Below are 22,851 nucleotides of genomic sequence, written 5' to 3'. Positions count from 1 at the left end.
TCATATTCGATGCATTATTTCTTATAAATAGATAATAGCTTAGACTACATGTATAATTAATCCATTAACAATCAGGATATTGCAGATATACCAAGTTCTGCAAAGACTCTGGTAATTTCTTTTGTGGGTATGAAGACCCAGGAAATGGGAGTAAAGCCGACGCTCAATGTTGTTTTGGAGTCGGATACTGAGGTGCTTGATGAAGTTGTTGTTACGGGATATGGCGTACAGCGTAAGGCTTCATTTACGGGTGCTGCATCTATTGTTGGTAAAGATGTTCTTGCCAAGAAAAACGATGCGAATTTTGTGAAGGCTCTGGAAGGGACTGTTCCTGGTATTCAAATGAATAATTCGAGCAGTATGCCGGGTGTATGGGGCTCTATTTATGTGCGTGGACGCGGTTCGCTCAATTCAGGAACACAACCGCTTTACGTGATCGATGGTATGCCTATCGATTCAGACAGAGATGATAATTCTTTCAATTACAGCAGCAACAACACATTAGACCCGATGGCGGCTCTTAACCCTGCTGATATTGAAAATATTACGGTTCTGAAGGATGCGGCGGCTACTGCTATTTACGGTTCGCGTGCTGCGAATGGTGTGATCATTGTTACCACCAAGAAAGGTTCGGAAGGTAAGTTTAACATTAATCTTGATGTTAAACAAGGTTTTGTGTCGATGGCTAATCACAATATGGACTTTGCCAGTGCACAACAGACAATGAACCTTTTTGCAAACGGTTTGACTGCTGCACAAGGTGGAGATTGGCAGGAAAACTATGATTTTTTGGCCGATGACTATTTCGGTTGGGACCGCAAGTCTTCTTACGATTGGATGGATGCCATTTCACGTAAAGGTTATTATCAGGATTATAACCTTAATATGCAGGGACGTACCGGTTCCACCGGTTATTATGTAAGTTTGGGATATCTGAGCACGGACGGTTTGCTTATCGGTTCTGATTTGGAACGTCTTTCAGGACGTCTTAACCTGGATTCCAAATTCAAGTGGGCAACAGTGGGGGTAAATACATCCTACAGCTATTCTACTCAGAACGGTTTTTCCCTGTCTACGGCAGGTTCCATGTCCAGCCCGATAACTGCGGCTATATCCAGCCAAACGCCTATGTCTCCGTTCTACGATGAAGAAGGAAACTATGCGAATGTGAATAATTACAATCCATTGGCATTGATGGATGAAAAAGCAGGTGAGATAAACGAAACTACTCTTCAGACAATCAACTTGAATCCTTATTTCCAAGTTGATTTCGGTAAAGGCATCTATGCCAAGACAACACTGGGCGTAAATGTCAACGAACGCCGCGAATACCAGTACTGGAGTGCTCTTTATAATCCGCAGGGTATGGACTATAACGGATTGGGACAGCAGATGAACGCTAAGAGCACTGTCGTTACATGGAATAACATTATCGGTTGGAATTACACTTTTGCAGAAAAACATGATGTAGGTGTAATGCTTGGACAGGAAATGCAAAAGAAAAGCTATTTCTACGATTATTATGCTAAGTCTGACTTCCCGTTTGCTGCATCCGGAATGCGTGACCTTACGACAGCCGGTACGGAGCAGGGCAGTGAATATTACAAGAAAGAAGCGCGTTTGGCTTCTTACTTCCTTGATGCACATTATTCTTATGAAGATAAATACTACCTGTCCGGTTCTTTCCGCCGTGACGGTTCTTCCGTGTTTGGCTCGGACAGCCGTTGGGGTAATTTCTGGTCAGTTGGTGGAAAATGGCGTGCTTCAAGTGAAGAGTTCCTTAGCGGGAATGAAGTGATCACGAATGCAACACTCCGTGCCTCTTACGGTACGGTCGGTAACCAGGATATCGACTGGTATGCTGCCCGTGGATTCTATTCTTCAGGCTATAACTACAATCAGACTCCGGGTATGCGTCCGACCAGTATTCCGAATACGGCATTGACTTGGGAAGTTTCCAAGAAGTTTGACGTAGGCTTCGACCTTTCGTTGTTGCAACGTTTTCATTTGACTTTCGACTTCTATAATGAAGATACTTCCGACGCTCTTTTCCAGGTTCCCTTGTCTATGACAACCGGTATCAAGGAAACATATCAGAATATCGGATCTATCCGCAACCGCGGTATCGAACTCTCTGCAAATGCAAACATTATCCAGAGGAAGGGACTGACTTGGAATGTCTTTGCCAACCTGACCTGGAACAGAAATAAGGTGATAAAGTTGTCGACCGACGATCCATTGGAATATACATACCAGATTATTGAAGAAGGACGTCCTTACAGCCAGTTCTACATGAAAGAATATGCAGGTGTTGATCAGGAAAATGGTAAACCGATGTGGTATCTTAATAAAGAGGGTGACGAGACTACGTCAGATTACAACGCAGCAGCTAAACGCTATGTTGGTAATGCCGATCCTAAGATTTTGGGCGGTTTTGGAACCACCTTGACTTGGAAAGACTTGGATTTCAATATAAACTTTAACTATCGTTTAGGTGGTAAGGTTTTCGATTCGGGTGCTTCTTTTACCGGCTTCGGTATGTCGTTGCGTACACCGCTTGAAGACGTGGCTCTTAATTCCTGGACAGAGGACAACAAAACAGCTAAATATCCGCAATACATCTACGGTGACCCGAACAATGCTTCGAAAACTTCTTCCCGTTTCTTGTATAATGGAAGTTATTTGCGTATCAGCAATATCACATTGGGATATACGTTGCCGAAAAGATTATCGGAAAAAGTATTTATCCAGAAATTACGCGCTTATGTTTCTGTAGATAATCTCTATACGTTTACATCAAGTGACTTTATCGGCTATAATCCGGAAACTTCGGCTAACGGTGTTATCGCTTGGCAATATCCGGCTACTTGTACGTTCGTCGGAGGTATTCAACTTACTTTCTAAATCTTGTGTTACAGTAATTAAAAAGAGATGTTTAAGAATATGAAAAAGAATATATTAAATGCATGTGTCCTGTTGGCTTTAGGATGCGGATTCTCAGGATGCGGAAACAGCTTCTTGGAGACCGATTACTATAAAGGCATCGATGTCGATGCTGGATTGTCAACAGTTGACAATATTTCGACAGCGCTTAATGGTACTTATTATAATTTGTACTATTATTATTTCGCCGGCAATTATGCTATCAGCATCGGCGATATTCCGACCGATATTTCGTATTGGAATTCAAAAACAGGGCATTTTGACGGAATTTATCAGTTTACATTCACTGATACGGATACTTACCTGAAGAATATTTGGGAATACGGATACAAAACTGCGGATAACGCTGCTCGTATCATTGAAGGTGCACCGGCTATTTATGAAAGCAGTACGGCTGAAGAAAAAGCAGTATTGGACCGTAATATGGCAGAAGCGTATGCGCTTCGCGGATATGCCCAGTTGTTGCTGACTAATATTTATGCTCACCAGGTAAAAGTGAATGGAACCGACTTTTCTTCCGAACCGGGTATCGTCATTATCGACAAACCTATCGAAGCGCTTGCCCAGGTCAGCCGTTCGACTGTAGGGCAGAGCTACGAGGCTGTACTTTCTGATTTCAAGAATGCCATCTCTCATTTCGATGCGGCTGGCGGTGACAGAGGGCAATTGCTATATTTTAATAAAGCAGCTGTTTACGGATTATTGGCACGTACATACCTGTATCTTGAAAATTGGGACGAAGCAATGACGTATGCCCAAAAAGCACTCGACGAGGCTGGCATTACATCGCTGACTTATAAGAAAGAATCTTACAGGGCTCTTTATAACGGTGGAGAATCCAATTCGGAAAGCCTGTTTGCGTTGGCTATTACAGAAACACAAAACTGGTCGGCCAACTCATGCGGTACGTTGTGGTCTACTTACAACTTCAGCCCGAGTCCGAAATTGCAGTCTCTCTATGGTGAGAATGATTGCCGTACGAGCCTCATTGAATGGGATGCGACTTCTTCGTTGACCGTGCCGGTTTTTAAGTCTGGTAAATTCTCACATGCTTCTGGGAACTCCGCTTATGGAACAAACTATATCGTAAATGCTCCGGAAATGTTCCTGATTATAGCAGAAGCTAATTTGAAAAGTTCAAACGGCAGTTTGAGCAATGCGCAGAATGCCTTATTGACGGTGGCTAAACGTAATGCCGATATTACTTCTGTGAGCGATCTGCCGGCAACATCTGAGGCACTGATGTCTTTTATTAAGGATGAACGTGCACGTGAATTGTTCCAGGAAGGCCTGCGTTTATATGATTTGCGCCGTTGGGATGAAGACGCAGAGGTCTATGCTTATAGTGCGCCCAATGTTATGTACACTTATACGAACTATAAGATTTCCAATTTATTGTTCCCTATTCCAAGTGCTGAAATCAATTCCGGATTTGGAGTCGAACAGAATGACTGGATGGGTACGCTTCCGAAAAAATAAATTTATTTATATTGCAAACGTAAAAGGCTGTGGCATGAGTGCCATAGCCTTTTTTTATTTGATGATAGAAGAAAAAATAGAAGGAATAAGATGTAATAACAAACTTTTAGTTTGTCTCATACGAAACAAAGAACTTATTATTGTTCCTTCGTGTTCTCATTCAGAAAATAATGTATATCATGGAAAAAGTTATTTACAACCTGGTGTTCAATCGAAAAAAGCGGTTGAATGCAGAAGGAAAAGCTTTGATTCAGGTGGAGGCCTACCTGAATAGGCAAAAGAAGTATTTCTCGACGAAAATCTATGTTAAGCCCACGCAGTGGGATAGCAAGAAAAGGGCTGTGAGGAATCATCCCAACATGGATGAACTCAATCGGTACATGGAGGATTATATTTCCTACTTGGAGCGGATCGAGTTGGACATGGTTCAGAGCGGACGTCCGTTTTCCTTGGAATATCTGAGGGAGAGGGGAGATTTTGAGTCTGCCTCTTCATCTTTTGTCTCTTTTATGAAAAGTGAGATCGAACATAGTAATTTGAGGTTGTCCACACTGAAAAACCACATGTCTACTTTGCTGGTTTTATGCCAGTATCAGTCGGAAGTGTCTTTTGAAGATCTTACTTTTAATTTCCTTTGTGATTTTGAACGTTTTCTTCTTGAGCATAAGTATCACCGTAATACGATTGCCAAGCATATGAAGCATCTGAAAAGATATGTCAACTTGGCTATAAATAAAGATCTGTTCGAATTGCAGAAATATCCTTTTCGCAAGTATAAGATTAAATATATGGAGAGTAAGCGTGGTCATCTGACGCCGGAAGAATTGGAGAAGTTGGAGAATGTCGCTCCTAAATTGCAACGTGCACTTAGACGAACGCTCGATATGTTTCTTTTCAGTTGTTACACTGGGCTTCGTTTTTCGGATATAGTGAATATAAGGCCGGATAACTTCCACATGATCGACGATAAATTATGGTTGATCTATTCATCGGTAAAGACAGATGTGAATGTCCGCTTGCCATTGTTTTTGTTGTTTGATGGAAAAGCGCTTTCAATTTACGAACGTTATCGTAGGCGTTATTCCAAGACGCTTTTTGGCGTCTCCGTTTCGGCTAATTCGAATGTGAACAAACAGTTGAAGAGGATTTGCCGGTTGGCGGAAATAGGTAAAAGGTTGTCTTTCCACATGGCACGTCATACAAATGCTACCTTATTATTATATAATGGAGCGAATATCACGACCGTGCAGAAGCTCTTAGGGCATAAAAGTGTGCGGACAACCGAGATCTATAGCGATATTATGGATATGACTGTTATACGTGATCTGAAAAATATCACGCTGAAATAAAAGAAGCTATTGATATGGAAGGACGGGGATGTGTCAAGTTCTTTTTTTGACACGTCCCCGATTTTTTTATGATTTTACGTCAGTCATAGAGAGAACAGGATTGACAAAATGTTATTGTTTTGAGGCTTGTACTGGTGTGTGCGCTTATGTGTGCTTTCTTTTTATTATATTTTCCTGTTGTCAAACATTAAAATGACCTTGAATTTTTGCAGGGATTATGCTTTGAAAAGTAAATAAAATATCCGACTTTTGTCAGCATGATGAGTCAACCGTTAGCAGAGAGATTACGTCCGAAGACGTTGGATGATTATATAGGGCAGAAGCACCTGGTCGGCCAGGGAGCTGTCCTTAGAAAGATGATTGATGCTGGTCGTGTCCCTTCATTTATATTGTGGGGGCCTCCGGGAGTGGGAAAGACGACGTTGGCGCAGATTATTTCAAATAAACTGGAAGCTCCGTTCTATACGTTGAGCGCAATCAGTTCAGGAGTGAAAGATGTGCGGGAGGTAATAGAAAAGGCAAAAAGCAACCGCTTTTTCAATACCGTTTCACCGATCCTGTTTATTGACGAAATACATCGCTTCAGCAAGTCGCAGCAGGATTCCCTGCTCAATGCAGTAGAGACAGGTGTGGTAACCTTGATCGGAGCCACGACGGAGAACCCCTCGTTCGAGGTCATCCGTCCATTGCTTTCACGCTGCCAGGTATATGTTTTGAAGTCGTTGGAGAAAGCTGATCTGTTGACTTTGTTGAATAAGGCGGTTACGGAAGATATCGTATTGAAGGATATGAATATCGTGTTGACCGAGACAGACGCCATGTTGCGTTATTCCGGTGGCGATGCACGGAAGTTGCTGAATATCCTGGAGCTCGTAGTAGCTGCTGAAGAAGGAAATGAAAAGATTGAAATAACAGATGAAAAGGTGGTGGAGCGCTTGCAGGAAAATCCGGCGGCGTACGATAAAGGAGGAGAGATGCATTATGACATTATATCCGCTTTCATCAAATCCATCCGCGGAAGTGATCCGGACGCCGCTATTTACTGGCTGGCACGTATGGTTGCCGGTGGCGAAGACCCGGAATTTATTGCCCGCCGTCTGGTTATTTCAGCTTCGGAAGATATCGGATTAGCGAATCCGAATGCTCTATTGTTGGCAAATGCTTGTTTTGATGCCTTGAAGAAAATCGGCTGGCCTGAAGGACGGATCATTTTGGCGGAAACGACCGTTTATCTGGCATGCAGTCCTAAAAGTAATTCGGCTTATATGGCGATTAATGATGCGTTAGAGCTGGTGAACCGTACAGGTAACTTGCCTGTTCCCCTTCATTTGCGAAATGCACCGACAAAATTGATGGCGGAGTTGAATTACGGAAAAGACTACAAATATGCGCACGATTATGAAAATCATTTTGTCAAGCAAGAGTTTCTTCCAAAGGAGATTTTGAACGAACGGCTGTGGAAAGGACAGGAAAATCCGTCCGAGCACAAACTAATCGAACAAATGAGACGTTTGTGGGGTGACAGATATTAGAAATTGAAAATTGATAATTGAAGATTGAAAATTAAAGAGAAATGTAACGAAAAGAGCGCAAAGGTCGACTATTTGTTAATATTTTCCGGTTTTTCATTTTCGCTTCTCAATTAAATTCGTACATTAGCCGCCTGTTTTGAGAAATTAGTTACTTAAATTATATTTAACATTAAAAAGACATTGGTATGAAGAAGCACAATTTTTATGCAGGTCCCTCTATCTTGAGCGAGTATACAATTAAAAATACGGCTGCTGCGGTAGAGAATTTTGCGGGTATGGGTTTATCTCTTCTTGAAATCTCCCACAGAAGTAAAGAATTCATTGCCGTGAATGATGAAGCGCGTGCGCTGATCAAAGAATTGCTGGATGTTCCTGCTGGTTATGAGGTTGTTTTCATGGGTGGAGGTGCAAGTATGCAGTTCTGTATGGTCCCTTACAACCTTTTGAATAAGAAAGCTTCTTATTTGGATACCGGTACATGGTCGTCCAAAGCCATCAAGGAAGCTAAACTGTTCGGGGAAGTCGAAGTCGTGGCATCTTCCAAAGATAAGAACTATACATATATTCCGAAAGATTATACGATTGCCGACGATGCTGATTATTTCCACATTACGACCAATAATACGATTTACGGAACGGAAACTCGCAAAGATCCGGATGTGAAACAACGTTTGGTTGCCGATATGTCGTCCGATATTTTCTCCCGTCCTGTCGATGTGTCCAAATATGACATTATCTATGCCGGAGCACAGAAGAATTTGGCTCCTGCCGGTGTGACATTGGCCATCGTACGTGTGGATGCTTTGGGACATGTGGACCGTCCGATCCCGACAATGTTGAACTACAAGACTCATATCGACAAGGATTCCATGTTTAACACTCCTCCCGTGCTGCCTATCTACGCTGCTTTGCAGACATTGAAATGGTATAAGGAACAAGGCGGTGTTGCCGCAATGGAAAAGAAGGATATGGAAAATGCCGCTATCCTCTATGATGAAATCGATCGCAACAAGTTGTTTAAAGGAACTGTCGTAGCTGAAGACCGTTCTATCATGAATGTATGTTTCGTGATGAATGACGAATATAAGGAACTGGAAGACGCGTTCGGCAAATTTGCTGCGGCTGCCGGTATGGTCGGTATCAAAGGACACCGTTCTGTCGGTGGTTTCCGTGCCTCTCTGTACAACGCAATGCCTAAGAGCAGTGTTGAAGCTTTGGTTGCATGTATGAAAGATTTTGAAAAACAGCATTGATTATGGCAAAGATATTAGTAGCAACAGATAAACCTTTCGCAGCGATAGCTGTGAAAGGTATCCGCGAAGTAGTGGAAAGTGCAGGCGACGAATTGGTCCTGTTGGAGAAATATGGTGAAAAGGCTAAACTGCTGGATGCTGTCAAGGATGTGGATGCCATCATTATCCGCAGTGACATTATCGATGCAGAAGTGTTGGATGCGGCCAAGCAATTGAAAATAGTCGTACGCGCCGGAGCCGGTTACGATAACGTCGACCTGGCTACTGCGACAGCCCACAATGTATGTGTGATGAACACGCCGGGACAGAACTCCAATGCCGTTGCCGAATTGGCTTTCGGTATGATGGTGATGGCTGTCCGCAACTTCTATAACGGTACTTCCGGCACGGAATTGAAAGGCAAGAAGCTGGGTATCCATGCTTACGGCAATGTAGGCCGTAATGTAGCCCGCATTGCTAAAGGCTTCGGAATGGAAATCTATGCTTTCGACGCTTTCTGTCCGGCCTCTGCCATTGAAGCGGATGGCGTGAAACCGGTCGCTTCACAGGAAGAACTTTATGCTACCTGCGATGTCGTTTCTTTGCATATCCCGGCAACTGCCGAAACAAAGAATTCTATCGATTATGAATTGGTGGGAAAGATGCCGAAAGGCGGCCTCTTGGTTAATACGGCCCGTAAGGAAGTTATTAATGAAGCCGGACTGATCAAGCTGATGGAAGAGCGTGCAGACCTGAAATATGTAACCGACATTATGCCTGCTGCCAACGAAGAGTTTGCTGCCAAGTTTGCCGGCCGCTATTTCTCTACTCCCAAAAAGATGGGCGCACAGACTGCCGAAGCCAATATCAATGCCGGTATTGCCGCCGCTAAGCAGATCGAAGGCTTCCTGAAAGAAGGATGCGAAAAGTTCCGCGTAAATAAGTAATTACTCATAGATTTCGCCCTTGCTTTTGCGAGGGCGTATCTTCTAATATTTAAAACACACCTTATTATGGCTATTATTAAACCTTTCAAAGGCATTCGTCCTCCACAGGCGTTAGTCGAACAAGTCGCTTCCCGTCCGTACGATGTGTTAGACTCCAAAGAAGCGCGTGAAGAAGCAAAAGGCAACGATAAATCCCTTTACCATATTATTAAGCCGGAGATCGACTTTCCGGTCGGGACGGACGAACACGATCCCGCTGTTTATCTGAAAGCTGCCGCTAATTTCCAGATGTTCCAGGAAAAAGGCTGGCTGGTCCAGGATAAGGAAGAATGCTACTATGTGTATGCCCAGACCATGAATGGCAAGACACAGTACGGCCTGGTTGTCGGTGCATACGTGCCCGATTACATGAATGGCGTTATCAAGAAACATGAACTGACGCGCCGTGACAAGGAAGAAGACCGTATGAAACATGTCCGGGTGAACAATGCCAACATCGAACCGGTGTTCTTTGCTTATCCCGATAATGCGGAGTTGGACAGGATAGTTGCCAAATATACATCCCGCGCTCCGGAATATGACTTCGTTGCGAAAGATGATGGTTTCGGCCATACTTTCTGGATTATCGATGAGGCAGCCGATATTGCCCGTATCACGGAGTTGTTCGGTGAAATGCCTTCCTTATATATTGCCGACGGCCATCACCGCTCTGCTGCGGCTGCGCTGGTTGGAGCGGAAAAGGCAAAACAGAACGCCGATCATAAAGGTGACGAAGAATATAACTATTTTATGGCAGTCTGTTTCCCGGCAAACCAGTTGACCATTATCGACTATAACCGTGTGGTGAAAGACCTGAACGGCCTGTCGGAAGAAGAATTTCTGGCTAAGCTGGGGAAGGACTTTATAGTAGAAGAAAAAGGTACTGATATTTATAAACCGGCAGCTTTGCATAACTTCTCCCTCTATCTGGGCGGAAAATGGTATTCGCTGACTGCCAAGCCGGGGACATACGACGATAACGACCCGATCGGTGTCCTGGATGTGACGATCTCTTCCAACCTCATTCTGGATGAAATATTGGGGATAAAAGACCTCCGTTCGGACAAGCGTATCGATTTCGTAGGCGGTATCCGTGGACTGGGGGAATTGAAACGTCGTGTGGACAGTGGCGAGATGAAGGTGGCTCTGGCGCTTTATCCTGTCACCATGAAGCAATTGATGGATATTGCCGATACCGGTAATATTATGCCTCCCAAGACAACCTGGTTCGAACCGAAACTGCGTTCCGGCCTGGTTATCCACAAGCTCGAATAGAATGATTTCACATTCACAAGCCTGCTTGGGGCCTGTATAATAACGATTTACTGTGAAGGCTGTATGTAAAGGTAGTTTCACCTGCCGCATACGGCCTTCACTTTTTTTATTTGGTTGTTCGGACACTTTTATGTAAGTTTGTGAGTATAACATAAAGAAGAATATGGAAAGAATCAGAAATATAGTATTTGACTTGGGAGGTGTGTTGATCGACCTGGATCATCACCAGGCTATAAGCCGTTTTGAAGAGATAGGAGTGAAGGACGCGAAACAATTGCTCGATCCATACGAGCAGAAAGGTTTTTTCCTGGAAGTGGAAAATGGAAAGATCGATGTCGATACCTTCTGCCGGAAATTACGTGAGCATACCGGTAAACAGCTTTCTTATGATGAAATCAAATATGCCTGGATGGGCTTTATAGCCGATGTCCCTCAATATAAGTTGGATTTCCTGTTAGAGCTTCGGAAGAAGTATAAGGTTTATTTGTTGAGCAATACGAACCCGATTGTCCAGTCGTGGGCAAGGAGTGAGGCGTTTACTCCTGCCGGTCGTCCGATATCCGCCTATTTCGATAAAATGTACACTTCTTATGAGGCAGGAGCAACGAAACCTGATGCTGCCATCTTCGATCGGATGATAGAAGACGCCCCTCTTATTCCCGCTGAAACGCTGTTTGTCGACGATGCCAAATCGAATATAGAGGTCGGGCAGGGACTCGGTTTCCATACATACCAGCCCGGAAATGGGGAAGATTGGCGGGAAGCTGTCCTGGATATACTGGAAAAGTAATCTTCCGGCCTGCTCTTTTTAGTTGCCGAGTGCATTCTTATTTATCGGCCCACAGCTGTGAGCCGTACTTTCCACGTTTGTGAGCCGTACATTCCACCCGTGTGAGCCGATCGGCTCACACGGGTGGAACGATTAGTTTCTCTTTGATGGTTACTTACTTTGTGCTTGGTTTCGGAAAAGTTTTTGTTATTCTCTTTCCTTCTTTATTTGATTTCATTCTTGGTCATAGGGAGTGATGAGGGTTCACAAGAAGATTTTGATTGATAGGGGTTTAGGAGGTGTGTGAATGTGAAATGTAAAAAGGGAAACATCGGCTGATGCTTCCCTTTTTATCAATAATGAGGATGTTTCCGATTACATGATACCGCGTTCGCGTAGCTTTTCCTGCCATTTCCAGGCGGAAGCCAATGTGTCGGCGAGCGTTTCTGTTGCTTTCCAGCCTAAGACTTTATTGGCACGTTCGGGATTGGCCCAAACCTTTTCGATATCGCCTTCACGACGGCCTACAATCTTGTGCGGGACTTTAACGCCTGTAGCTGCTTCGAATGTGTTGATCAGTTCGAGTACCGATACACCGTTTCCGGTTCCGAGGTTGAAGATTTCCACATTTTCCAGAGACTTGCCGCCCAACATACGGTCCATAGCGATCACGTGAGCCTTGGCCAGATCGACTACGTTGATATAGTCGCGGATGCAAGAACCGTCAACCGTGTCGTAGTCGTCACCAAACACGCTCAACTCCTTGCGTATGCCCATAGCCGTCTGAGTCAGGTAAGGGATCAGGTTCTGAGGAACGCCGTTAGGCAATTCGCCGATCTCTGCTGTCGGATGTGCTCCGATCGGGTTGAAGTATCGCAGGATGATGCTCTTGAAAGGAGCGCCGGCGTGGATCGTGTCGCGGATGATCTCTTCGTTGATCTGTTTTGTGTTTCCGTAAGGAGAGGTTGCCGGTTTGATCGGTGCGTCCTCGGTTACAGGCAAGTTTTCAGGATCTGGCTGTCCGTAAACGGTACAGGAAGATGAGAATACGATACCTTCGATACCGGCTTCCGGCATCAGTTCCAACAGGTTTACCAGTGTCACAACGTTGTTACGGTAGTATTTCAATGGCTGCTGTACGGATTCGCCAACTGCTTTGCTGGCGGCAAACAGGATGATCCCTTTGATTCCCGGATGAGCTTTCAGTGCTTCGCGGGTTGCTTCCTTATCTTTCAAGTCCAGTTGGATGAATTCAGGACGGATGCCTGTGATGCGTTCGATGCCGTCCAATACTTCTATATTGGAGTTAGACAGGTCGTCGATGATGACTACTTCATAACCTGCGTTCTGCAGTTCTACTGTGGTGTGTGATCCGATGTAACCAGTTCCACCTGCTACTAAAATCTTTTGTTTCATCTTAGTGTTTATTTAGATTAGTAATTACACAATCCCTGAAAAACCCATGAAAGCCATAGCCAACAGACCAGCTGTGATAAGGGCGATCGGGGTTCCTTTCATGCCATCGGGAACTTTCGTCATTGCTAATTGTTCTCTGACACCTGCAAAGATAATCAAAGCTAACGCAAATCCAATAGCAGTTGAGATTGCATATACAACGGATTCCAATAAATTATACTCTTTTTGTATTACGAGGATGGCCACACCCAAGATACAACAGTTTGTCGTGATCAGAGGAAGGAACACGCCAAGCGCCTGATAAAGGGCCGGAGAGACTTTCTTCAGGATGATTTCCACCATCTGTACCAATGCGGCAATGATCAGGATGAAGCTGATGGTCTGCATAAAGCCCAAGCCAAAAGCATCCAGAATATATTTTTGTACGAGGAACGTTACGACTGTAGCGATCGTCAATACGAAAGTCACGGCGGCGCCCATGCCGGCTGCCGTTTCCACCTTCTTGGATACGCCCAGGAACGGACAGATACCTAAGAACTGTGCCAGTACAACGTTGTTTACGAATACGGCGGCAATAAAGATCAGTATATATTCCATATCGTTCGTTTTTAAGCTTTACGCAGTTTGTTTACAATAGCGACCAGATATCCTAATGCGATGAAAGCACCCGGAGCCAGTACGAAAATCAGTGAACCGTATTGTTCGGGCATCAATGTCAGGTTGAACAACTTGCCGGTTCCCAGCAACTCGCGGACAGCCCCCAGCAACGTCAATGCCATCGTGAAGCCCAGTCCCATACCCAGTCCGTCGATGGCGGAAGGGATGATGCCGTTCTTGGCTGCGAACGCTTCGGCACGTCCCAGCACGATACAGTTTACAACGATCAACGGGATGAACAACCCTAAGCTGGCATACAAAGCCGGCACGAAAGCCTCCATGCACATCTGGACAACCGTCACGAAGGTTGCGATCACGACGATGAAAGCCGGAATACGCACCATGTCGGGGATCAGGTTCTTCAAGGCGGAAATCACGATGTTGGAACAGATCAGCACGAACATCGTGGCAAGTCCCATACTCATGCCATTCAGAGCGGAAGAGGTCGTACCCAATGTCGGGCACATACCTAACAGCAATACGAATGTCGGGTTCTCTTTGATGATACCATTCATCAATATTTTCAGATTACTCATTGTCGTTTCCTCCCTCTTTAGTTGTGTTATCGGATGATGCGGTTGCGCCGGTCAATCCGTCAGTGCCTGCGAATGCGCTGTAAGCACGGTTCACCGCGTTCAGGAATGCGCGGCTGGTGATGGTTGCCGCTGTGATTGCGTCTACATCGCCGCCGTCTTTAGATACTTTCAGTTCGCCGTCGGCCAGGTTGCGTCCCAGCACGCTCTGTTTGTTCTTGTCCGCGCGGAACCATTCCTGCATCTTGGCGCCCAGGCCCGGAGTCTCGGCATGTTGCAGCACGGAGTAGTTCAGGAGTTTGCCTTCGGCGTCGAAGCCTACGATTACTTTGATTTCGCCGCTGAAACCTTTCTTCGTGTTACTTTCTACGGCTGCGCCAACGAACTTGCCGTCTTTGGTAGCCGGATAGATCTTCAGCGAATCGCCGTCTGCCGTAACAGCCATATAAGCCTGCTCGGTCGGCTTGTTATCGAAATCCGGCGTCACCGCTTTGATCGCTGCTTCCAGTGCAGCGGCTTTGGTGGCGGCAATCGGGCCGGTGGTGTACATGTTCACACCTGCTAATATCGCTCCTGCCACTACACAGATGATCGTGAGTGAAAGGAACATATTGGGTAATGTTGATTTTAGTTTTGCCATGCTTATTTTCCTCCGAAATGTTTAGGTTTCATATAACTGTTGATTAGCGGAGTAACTCCATTCATGATGAAGATGGCAAATGACATACCTTCGGGATAAGAACCGAACAGACGGATCACCGTTGTCAGGATACCAATGCCGACACCGTAGACAATCATGCCGCTCTTGCTCATCGGCGAAGTCACATAGTCGGTCGCCATGAAGATGGCTCCGAGCATCAGGCCTCCGGACAGCAGATGAACGAACGGGCTTGCATATTGGACCGGATTTACTAAGTGCATGATACCGGTAAATATAAATACGGTAACGAAGATGGACACCGGAACATGCCAGGTGATGATCTTCTTCCATAACATATAGAACATACCTAACAGCAGTGCCAACGCACTGACTTCACCAAGGCTACCTCCCATATTACCGACCAGCATGTCGCTGAGCGTCGGCATCTTGTCGAGTGCGCCCTCGTTCATCAGGGACAGAACGGTTGCTCCTGTCGTCGCATCTGCATAAGATGTCATCTGTCCGACAACGGGCCAGGTGGTCATCTGTGCCGGGAAAGAGATCAGCAGGAAGATACGGCCCGTCAGTGCCGGGTTGAAGATATTGTTACCCAGGCCGCCGAACGACATCTTGCCGATGCCGATAGCTGCCAGCGCACCGATGGCAATGATCCAGACCGGCAGGTTCGACGGCAGGTTGAACGCCAGCAAAACACCGGTCAGGATGGCCGAACCGTCGTAAATGGTCGTTTCCTTTTTCATCAGGAACTTCTGAATCAGATATTCGAACAGGACGCAGAAGAAAACCGAAGCTACGGTTACGATCAGCGCACCTAATCCAAAAAAGTAGAGTGATACCAGGAAAGCCGGAACAAGGGCAATCAGTACACCGTACATATTTTTGCTTATGCTGTCGCCGCCATGAATGTGGGGCGAGGGAGACACGTATAATTTGTTTTCCATATTGCTCTTGTTTTATGACTTTCTTGCACGAATAATACCCATTACTTTGCCTTTGCCCAACCGGATCTGATCCAATAGCGGGCGGTTGGCAGGACAAGTGTAGCTACAGGAACCGCATTCGATGCAATCCTGAATGTAGTTGGCCTCAGCTTTTTCCCAGTCTTTATAGACAGTGAACTTCATCAGGAAGGCGGGGTTCAGACCCATCGGGCAGACGTTCACGCACTTGGCGCAACGGATACAGTCCTGCATAGGCTTGCGGACGGATTCTTCCTTAGTCAGGAGCAATACGCCTGAACTGCCTTTGGTCACCGGGATTTCGGCGCTTACCAACGCTTTACCCATCATCGGGCCGCCACCGATAATCTTACCTGTGTTTTCGGGAATGCCGCCGGCTGCTTCGATCAGCGTGCTGATAGACGTACCCATGCGAACCAGGAAGTTCGACGGATTGGCTACAGCCTTTCCGGTTACGGTCACGACCCGTTCGAACAGCGGTTTGTTCTTCTGGACAGCTTCGTAGACGGCGTATGCGGTTCCCACGTTCTGCACGACGGCTCCGGCAGAGATAGGCAGGGCGCCGCTCTTTACCTGGCGACGGATCACGGCGTCGATCAGCTGCTTTTCACCTCCCTGCGGATATTGCACTTTCAGCGGCATGATCTCGATTCCGGGATAACCGGCCGCCAGCTTCGTCAGGTGGGCGATTGCGTCGGGTTTATTGTTTTCAATGCCGATAACAGCTTTGTTTACGTTTACGGCTTTCATCAGCAACGTGACGCCAACTAAGATCTGTTCGCCTTTTTCCATCATCAGGGAATGGTCGGAGGTCAGATAGGGTTCACATTCGACAGCATTGATAATGATGATCTCGGCCTTGTTTCCGGGAGGCGGCATCAGCTTCACCTGTGTCGGGAAAGTCGCGCCACCCAGACCAACGATGCCGGCTGCTGCAATCTTGTCGACGATCTCTTTGGATGACAGCGCGCAGTCTTTTACCAGTGCATCGCTGCGGTCGATCGTTTCTTCCCATTCGTCTCCTTCCACGTCGATGTAGATGGCAGGACGTTTGTAGCCGCTCGAGTCGAGAGCGTTATCTATTTTGTTTACTTTACCGGATACCGACGAGTGGATGTTGGCGGAAACGAAACCGCCAGCCTTGGCGACAAGTGTTCCTACTTTAACCAGATCACCCTTCTTGACCACTGCCTGGGCGGGAGCCCCGATGTGCTGACTGAGCGGTATGATTACCTGCTTAGGAGCAGCTAACGCGGTAATCTTCTTACCGGCAGACAATTTATTTTCGGGCGGATGTATACCTCCGATTCGAAATGTCCTTAGCATACTATTAGATTTTATTTTTGATTTGTTTCTTCTTTTGTTTCAACTTTAGGAGTTTCTGCTTTTGGCGTAGCGTTTGTTACCGGAACTTCTACCTTCGGAGCCTCTGTCTTCGAGGCTTCAGCCTTCGGTGCAGCGGGTTTCGGAGCTGTTGCCGGTTTTACTTTGTCGGCGTCCACAGTTGGAGCCGCCTCTTTACGTGGCGGGAAGTTCAATTCGTGGATGGCGCCGGTCGGACATACGGCTACACATTTGCGGCATAAGCGGCATTTCGTGTAATCGATGTAGGCCACGTTGTTTTCCACCGTGATTGCTTCGAACGGGCATTCCTTTGCACATTTGCCGCAACCGATACAAGCATTGGCACATGCTTTCTTGGCTACTCCGCCTTTGTCTTTGTTTACACAGCTGACGAAGATACGGCGTGATTTGGGGCCTTTCTTACGCAGTTCGATGATGTTTTTCGGGCAAGCTTTTACACAAGCTCCGCATGAAGTACATTTGTCTTCGTCTACTTCCGGAAGCCCTGTCTCGATGTTGATGTGGATGGCGTCGAAGTTACATGCAGCCACACAGTCGCCATAGCCCAGGCAACCGAACGAACAGCCGGTTTCTCCGCCATAGAGGGTGGAAGCAATCGCACAACTCTTTACCCCGTCGTATTGGTTGATACGCGGACGGGCGGCGCAGGTTCCGTTGCAGCGAACAACGGCTACCATCGGTTCTGCACTGGCTGCTTCCTTTCCGAGGATCGTGGCGACTTGTCCCATTACCGGCGCTCCGCCTACGGGACATAACAGCCCGTCCAGCGTGTCGGCCTTTACACAGGCCGCAGCAAAACCACCGCATCCGGGATATCCACAACCACCGCAATTGGCTCCGGGCAATACCTCCTGGACTTGTGCGATACGAGGATCTTCGTATACTTCAAACTTCTTGGAGGCGGCGTATAGAAAAACTGCGCCGATGGCTCCAATCGCTCCTAATGAAATAACGGCAATTAAAATCATGATATGTTTGTCAATTAAGTTTTTTCAAAGTAAAAATGAATCGCCTTTTTAGTTTGTCGCGTAAAAAGTATAATATGCAATAATAAGGAACTAAGAGCAGTAATCCGGTTAACCCGCTTGTGGTTTCTTCCCATTGCATACTTGTACCTGTTACAATAGCCGCAAGAACTATTATAAGCGGAAATATAAATGCAAGAAGCACGGCCTGCAGGCCCAGTGAACTCTGTCCGCATAACTGGACTTCTTCATTTACATGGAAATTTCCAGAGTTGTCCGGAACCTCGATAATCTTTACTTTACTCTCGGATGCCGCGCACATGCTTCGCGCATGGCATCCGGAACAAGCCGATTGCTGGATGATCCGGACGTAGACCGTACCGCCGTCGATCTTCTCTATAATCCCATTGTGATTGATACTTTCGCTCATATTTGTAATCTCGACATTGCAAAACCGAGGCAAAAGTACGTATTATTTGGAAATTATGTCACGATTAACAAAGTTTATTATGGAAATAATAGACTTTGTCTTACCATTTGTAATTAAACCCGAAGCTCAACAGCTCGTTGATCTGAAGATAACTGTCGAAATCTTCTTTCTTGGTGACTGCGTCATCGTAACGTAAGTTCAACGATATGGTGGTCGAGAAGAAACGGCTGATAGCCATTGTCAGGCGGTTTTCGAATTCACCCAACATGCGGTCGTAACTGGTAAAATAGTAGAAACGCGAATACCAACTTACATTCCGGTTGAACTGGAATGTCATGGTCGCGTTTATCGTGGAACCGAATTGGCTTAATTTGCGTTCGTATTTGCCTGTGGCTTCATCCTTTTTGAAACCGTGACGTCCCAAATCGATGTCCTTGTTCGTGCTATACATAAATGTATAAGAGATCGGAGCCAGGTTGGCAGATAATGTCAATTTCTTATGCCGGCTGTTGGGAAATGTCTTGTTCAGGTCATATTTCATACCGACACCGAGGTTGATGTTGAACGGCGAAAGGAAGCCGGCCAGTTTGTTGTCGGTATTTTCGGCATAGTTGCTGAAAAGCTGCGTCTGGAAAGTGGCATCGAATGTATAGAACCACTTATTGAAGGCTTTATAACCGATGTTACTGTGGAGCCGCAACACATCGTCACCGATCTTGTAATCGCGCAACGTGTCTTTTGGAGCCGTATAGACATTCGTTTTCCATTCCAGTTCGTTTGTGAACTGCACTTTGTCCTTATTATAATTGTACACGAAATATTGGCGGTTGGTCAGGTTCAAAGTGCTCACGCCTCCCTTATGCCAGTTCGGGGAAATATAATTCTGTGCAAACTGGACAGCGCTTTCGAAGTGTGAAGTCCAGTAGCGGCGTTCCGGAATGAACTTGACCGGGGCATCCACGTCGCTGAAAGCATTCGGGTCGCTTTCTATCTTGATAAGTTCCGGTTCGTATGTCGCTTTCTTGATAACATGTGTTTTAACGACATCTGTCGGCAGGTCGCGTTCCGAATAGCGGAAATATTCCGGGTAGTTTACACGTACATAATTATATGCTGTATTCTGTAATTTGTTCTTCAGTGTTTCATCTTGGAACAAAGTTGTATCCGGTTTGAACAATGGAAAACTGGGACGCTGTTTTGCAATAAAGTCCTTATCGTACAATTGAAGGTCTTCCGGGATAAGCCCTCCTTTGAACAGAATCGGAGTAAACAGCGGATTGACGATTGTCGTATCCCGTAAGGTTGCCCACGGGCTGATAATGGTAGACGGGTCGCGTACCCAATTTACCCAGTATTGTGCTTCCGGTGATAACTCTATCTCGTCTTTCTTTAAAAAGCGGAGCAAGTTTTCACTCGGTGCAGCGGGAGCGGAGTAGCTGCTATTGAGTTTTTCGAACTGTGTCCTGAGATCAGGGATTTTATCCAGTTCCGTCTCTTCCAAGTCTAATAAGGGGAATGTATCGGGAACAGCAGTCTGAACAGGTCTGTTCAACTGATTCCCGCTAATTATATCAACATCCTGTGCTCCTATCCGATTACTACTGAATAACAATACAATAAATAACGCTAAAACAGACCTCTTTACCATCGTCGTATCTTTTTTACATTCATTTAAAATATTGGTGCGAAATTAATGAAAAGTTCTGAGATAGGCTAATTTTATGTGTAATGTTTGACTTCCGTGCGTTTTTGCACGTGCGGCGTACGGAAACGGACAATGCACTTAAACAGTTCTATTTGTATAAGGTTGTAAATAAGGAAATTCCGGGAATGGCATGATCTTTGTCTTGTATTGGGTAATTCGTAAAATAAAGATATATGTTTAAACACTATGTAAAAGTCGCACTCCGGCTGATTAAGCGGAGCTTTCTGTTTTCGTCCATCAATATGCTGGGTTTCGTGTTGGGGATGATGGCTGCTTTCCTGATTTATCTCTGGATTGTGGATGAGTTGACGTTTGAGGATTTTCAGAAGAACCGGGATTTTGTTTACCGGGTGGTTGCCGTAGATCGGGATGCAGGTGGAGAAGTGAAGGAGTCTGCCTATACGGTCGCGCCGTTGAGTGAGGCTTTCCGGAATGAGTTTCCGCAGGTAGAGAATGCTACTTTTGCGCTGAACTTCGGTGTTTTGAACCTTCATTCAGGGGAAAACCTGATTGAAGCCAAGTATACATATGTAGATACTACCTTTTTCGATGTTTTCAGTTTTCCGGTTATTGCCGGCGATCCCAATCTGATAAAGAAAGATCCGCAACAAATCGTGCTGGCGGAGTCGGCAGCAAAGAAACTGTTTGGTGGGGTTTCGGCTATCGGGAGAGAAGTTACCTGTCAGTTTTTCGGACAGACTTTTCGTTATAAAGTGGCGGCAGTCCTGAAAGTCCCGCGTAAAAGCCATATAAAGTTTGAGGTCCTGTTGAGCGAACAGGCCTATTACGAGCCGATGAATTGGGATTTTGTCGAGGGGACAAGCGTCTATATCCAGTTAAGAAAAGGTACGGTTTTATCAGAAGCAGACTGGCTGAACATGAGCCGTGTCTGGTTAAACCATAAGGAAAAGGGAATGCTTTTGGAATTCCAGCCGCTAAAAGATATTCATCTGCATACGCCATTTAAAGATCCGGAAGTCGGCAATCACGGGAATATGTCGCAGATTTATCTGTTTACGGCTTTGGCCATCCTGATCGTTTTTATGGGGGCATTCAATTTCACAACCTTGTCTACGGCACGCGCCTCCCAACGTTTTAAGGAAATCGGTGTCCGGAAAGTGACAGGAGCCAAGCGGAAGGTCCTGGTGATGCAATTTCTGTCGGAGAGTCTGGTACAGGCGTTCCTGTCGCTGATACTGGCATTGGCGCTGACGGAATTGCTGTTACCGCTTTTCAATCGGTTTGTGGAAAAGGATATTGTGCTGACGGCCAGTTGGCAGACCGTATTGTTTGTCCTGTTTGGAATTATCGGAGTCGGCTGCCTGGCAGGAGCATTTCCCGCTTTTTATATGTCACGGTTTAATCCGCTGCAATCTTTTAGAGGAGGACGTTCCACCGGGAAAAAAGGCACGTTGGTCAAAGGGCTGGTGTGTGTGCAGTTTGTCATCGCTATCGTAATGGTCTTTTGTACTTCTGTTGTATTCAAACAGCTTCATTATCTGCAAAATGCGGATTTAGGTCTGGATAAGGAAGACATGGTGGTTGCCGATTGCGGCCTTTTCGACTTTATGTCCTACATGGGCGGTTATGGAATTGATGATTATAAGCAGGAAGTGTTGAAGAACCCGAATGTCAGGTCTGTGACCGGAGGTGTGGAGCTTTCGAATTATCTTCAGGGACATCGAACGGAGGAGAACTCGTTCAGCTGGATGAACGAGGCCGGACAGGTCGATTCGCTGAAAATGGTCGGAGTGGCCGGTGATAGTGATTTTATGGAGACGTTGGGCTTGACCCTGTTGAAAGGAATGCCGTTTGGAGCGGATAAAAAGGCTTATATGGATGGCGCTTATGAGAAAGAGTTGCCGATTGTAATTAATGAAACCGCCTGGAAACTGATGAATGTGGAAGATCCGGTCGGTATGCTTTTACAGAATAAAGGGTGGTACGGAGAGGCATCGCGGATCGTTGGTATCGTGAAGGATTTTAACTTCCAACCGTTGCGTGAGAAAGTTAAGCCGGCTTATCTGTATTATTCCCGCCGGCTGTTGAATACGTTATATATAAAGATATCTCCTGAGAATAAGGCTGAGACATTGAAGTTCCTGAAAGATGAGTATGAAAAGATGCGTCCGGATAACGTCTTTACATATCGTTTTTTCTCGGACGCCTTGAATCTGAATTATGCTCATGAGCAGCAACTCGGCCGGATGTTCCTGGTCTTTACGGTGCTGGCTATCATTGTCGCCATGATGGGAGTGTTCGGCCTGGTCGCTTTGTCGACGGTGCAACGTACGAAAGAGATCGGCGTCAGGAAGGTGAACGGAGCACATTCCCGCCGGATTGTGTGGATGTTCTGCCGGGAATATATGGTTTGGGTCGGGATTGCGTTTTTAATCGCCTGCCCGTTGAGCTATCTGTTAATGCTTCGCTGGATAAGCAACTTTGCTTATCAGACGGCAATCAGTTGGTGGCTGTTTCCGCTGGCCGGCTGTATCATCTTGCTGATAACGATGTTGACGGTTGTTGTCCAAACTTGGCGTGCCGCCTCCCGTAATCCGGTGACATCTTTACGTTACGAATAAAATAATAGAGAAA

General features: G+C 45.9%; 18 protein-coding genes. 9 read left to right on the top strand and 9 right to left on the bottom strand.

Features of this window, described 5'->3' with window-relative positions; genetic code table 11:
- The first annotated feature begins 63 nt into the window (after window positions 1-63).
- The 8 genes from H8S65_RS01415 to H8S65_RS01380 all read left to right on the top strand — a co-directional run bounded on the left by H8S65_RS01415 (window position 64) and on the right by H8S65_RS01380 (window position 11,586).
- Window positions 64-2,904, top strand: coding sequence for a SusC/RagA family TonB-linked outer membrane protein (locus tag H8S65_RS01415; protein ID WP_298981014.1), 2,841 nt, complete (start codon window positions 64-66; stop codon window positions 2,902-2,904).
- Window positions 2,905-2,943: 39 nt separating this feature from the next.
- Entirely contained in the window at window positions 2,944-4,422 is a 1,479-nt protein-coding gene (locus H8S65_RS01410) for a RagB/SusD family nutrient uptake outer membrane protein (RefSeq protein ID WP_186928172.1), read from the top strand.
- Window positions 4,423-4,601: 179 nt separating this feature from the next.
- Complete coding sequence (locus H8S65_RS01405; RefSeq protein WP_186928171.1) at window positions 4,602-5,771, top strand: site-specific integrase; 1,170 nt, start codon at window positions 4,602-4,604, stop codon at window positions 5,769-5,771.
- A gap of 257 nt (window positions 5,772-6,028) precedes the next feature.
- A complete protein-coding gene (locus H8S65_RS01400) occupies window positions 6,029-7,303 on the top strand; it encodes a replication-associated recombination protein A (protein WP_186928170.1) in 1,275 nt (424 codons plus the stop codon).
- 185 nt (window positions 7,304-7,488) lie between these two features.
- Window positions 7,489-8,556, top strand: a complete 1,068-nt coding sequence (gene serC / locus H8S65_RS01395) for a 3-phosphoserine/phosphohydroxythreonine transaminase (protein WP_186928169.1) — start codon at window positions 7,489-7,491, stop codon at window positions 8,554-8,556.
- 2 nt (window positions 8,557-8,558) lie between these two features.
- Entirely contained in the window at window positions 8,559-9,482 is a 924-nt protein-coding gene (locus H8S65_RS01390) for an NAD(P)-dependent oxidoreductase (RefSeq protein WP_186928168.1), read from the top strand.
- Window positions 9,483-9,548: 66 nt separating this feature from the next.
- Window positions 9,549-10,796, top strand: coding sequence for a DUF1015 domain-containing protein (locus H8S65_RS01385; RefSeq protein ID WP_186928167.1), 1,248 nt, complete (start codon window positions 9,549-9,551; stop codon window positions 10,794-10,796).
- Window positions 10,797-10,959: 163 nt separating this feature from the next.
- Window positions 10,960-11,586, top strand: coding sequence for an HAD family hydrolase (locus H8S65_RS01380; protein WP_186928166.1), 627 nt, complete (start codon window positions 10,960-10,962; stop codon window positions 11,584-11,586).
- Window positions 11,587-11,940: 354 nt separating this feature from the next.
- Here H8S65_RS01380 and galE read toward each other — a convergent pair whose 3' ends face one another.
- From galE to H8S65_RS01335, 9 genes are all read right to left on the bottom strand, one after another.
- Window positions 11,941-12,981, bottom strand: coding sequence for a UDP-glucose 4-epimerase GalE (galE, locus tag H8S65_RS01375; protein WP_186928165.1), 1,041 nt, complete (start codon window positions 12,979-12,981; stop codon window positions 11,941-11,943).
- 24 nt (window positions 12,982-13,005) lie between these two features.
- Complete coding sequence (rsxA, locus tag H8S65_RS01370; protein WP_186928164.1) at window positions 13,006-13,578, bottom strand: electron transport complex subunit RsxA; 573 nt, start codon at window positions 13,576-13,578, stop codon at window positions 13,006-13,008.
- A gap of 11 nt (window positions 13,579-13,589) precedes the next feature.
- Window positions 13,590-14,174 (bottom strand): RnfABCDGE type electron transport complex subunit E, encoded by a 585-nt coding sequence (locus H8S65_RS01365; RefSeq protein ID WP_186928163.1) that lies wholly within the window; start codon window positions 14,172-14,174, stop codon window positions 13,590-13,592.
- Window positions 14,167-14,811: an RnfABCDGE type electron transport complex subunit G gene (locus H8S65_RS01360; RefSeq protein ID WP_186928162.1), complete on the bottom strand. Its 645-nt coding sequence runs from the start codon at window positions 14,809-14,811 to the stop codon at window positions 14,167-14,169. Before H8S65_RS01360 ends, H8S65_RS01365 begins: the two co-directional genes overlap by 8 nt.
- A 2-nt stretch (window positions 14,812-14,813) precedes the next feature.
- Window positions 14,814-15,773, bottom strand: a complete 960-nt coding sequence (locus H8S65_RS01355) for an RnfABCDGE type electron transport complex subunit D (protein ID WP_186928161.1) — start codon at window positions 15,771-15,773, stop codon at window positions 14,814-14,816.
- Between the two features lie 12 nt (window positions 15,774-15,785).
- Window positions 15,786-17,117, bottom strand: a complete 1,332-nt coding sequence (gene rsxC / locus H8S65_RS01350; RefSeq protein WP_186928160.1) for an electron transport complex subunit RsxC — start codon at window positions 17,115-17,117, stop codon at window positions 15,786-15,788.
- An 11-nt stretch (window positions 17,118-17,128) separates the two neighbouring features.
- Window positions 17,129-18,124, bottom strand: coding sequence for a Fe-S cluster domain-containing protein (locus H8S65_RS01345; RefSeq protein WP_186928159.1), 996 nt, complete (start codon window positions 18,122-18,124; stop codon window positions 17,129-17,131).
- A gap of 10 nt (window positions 18,125-18,134) precedes the next feature.
- Window positions 18,135-18,551: a SoxR reducing system RseC family protein gene (locus H8S65_RS01340; protein ID WP_186928158.1), complete on the bottom strand. Its 417-nt coding sequence runs from the start codon at window positions 18,549-18,551 to the stop codon at window positions 18,135-18,137.
- A 100-nt stretch (window positions 18,552-18,651) separates the two neighbouring features.
- Window positions 18,652-20,199, bottom strand: a complete 1,548-nt coding sequence (locus H8S65_RS01335; protein WP_186928157.1) for a DUF3078 domain-containing protein — start codon at window positions 20,197-20,199, stop codon at window positions 18,652-18,654.
- Between the two features lie 230 nt (window positions 20,200-20,429).
- Here H8S65_RS01335 and H8S65_RS01330 point away from each other — a divergent pair, with 230 nt between their 5' ends.
- Complete coding sequence (locus H8S65_RS01330; RefSeq protein WP_186928156.1) at window positions 20,430-22,838, top strand: ABC transporter permease; 2,409 nt, start codon at window positions 20,430-20,432, stop codon at window positions 22,836-22,838.
- Window positions 22,839-22,851: the final 13 nt, after the last annotated feature.

This window comes from Parabacteroides hominis (genome assembly GCF_014287585.1).
In the GTDB taxonomy this organism is placed as follows: Bacteria; Bacteroidota; Bacteroidia; order Bacteroidales; family Tannerellaceae; genus Parabacteroides; species Parabacteroides hominis.
This window is presented reverse-complemented; position numbering and strand designations above follow the sequence as displayed.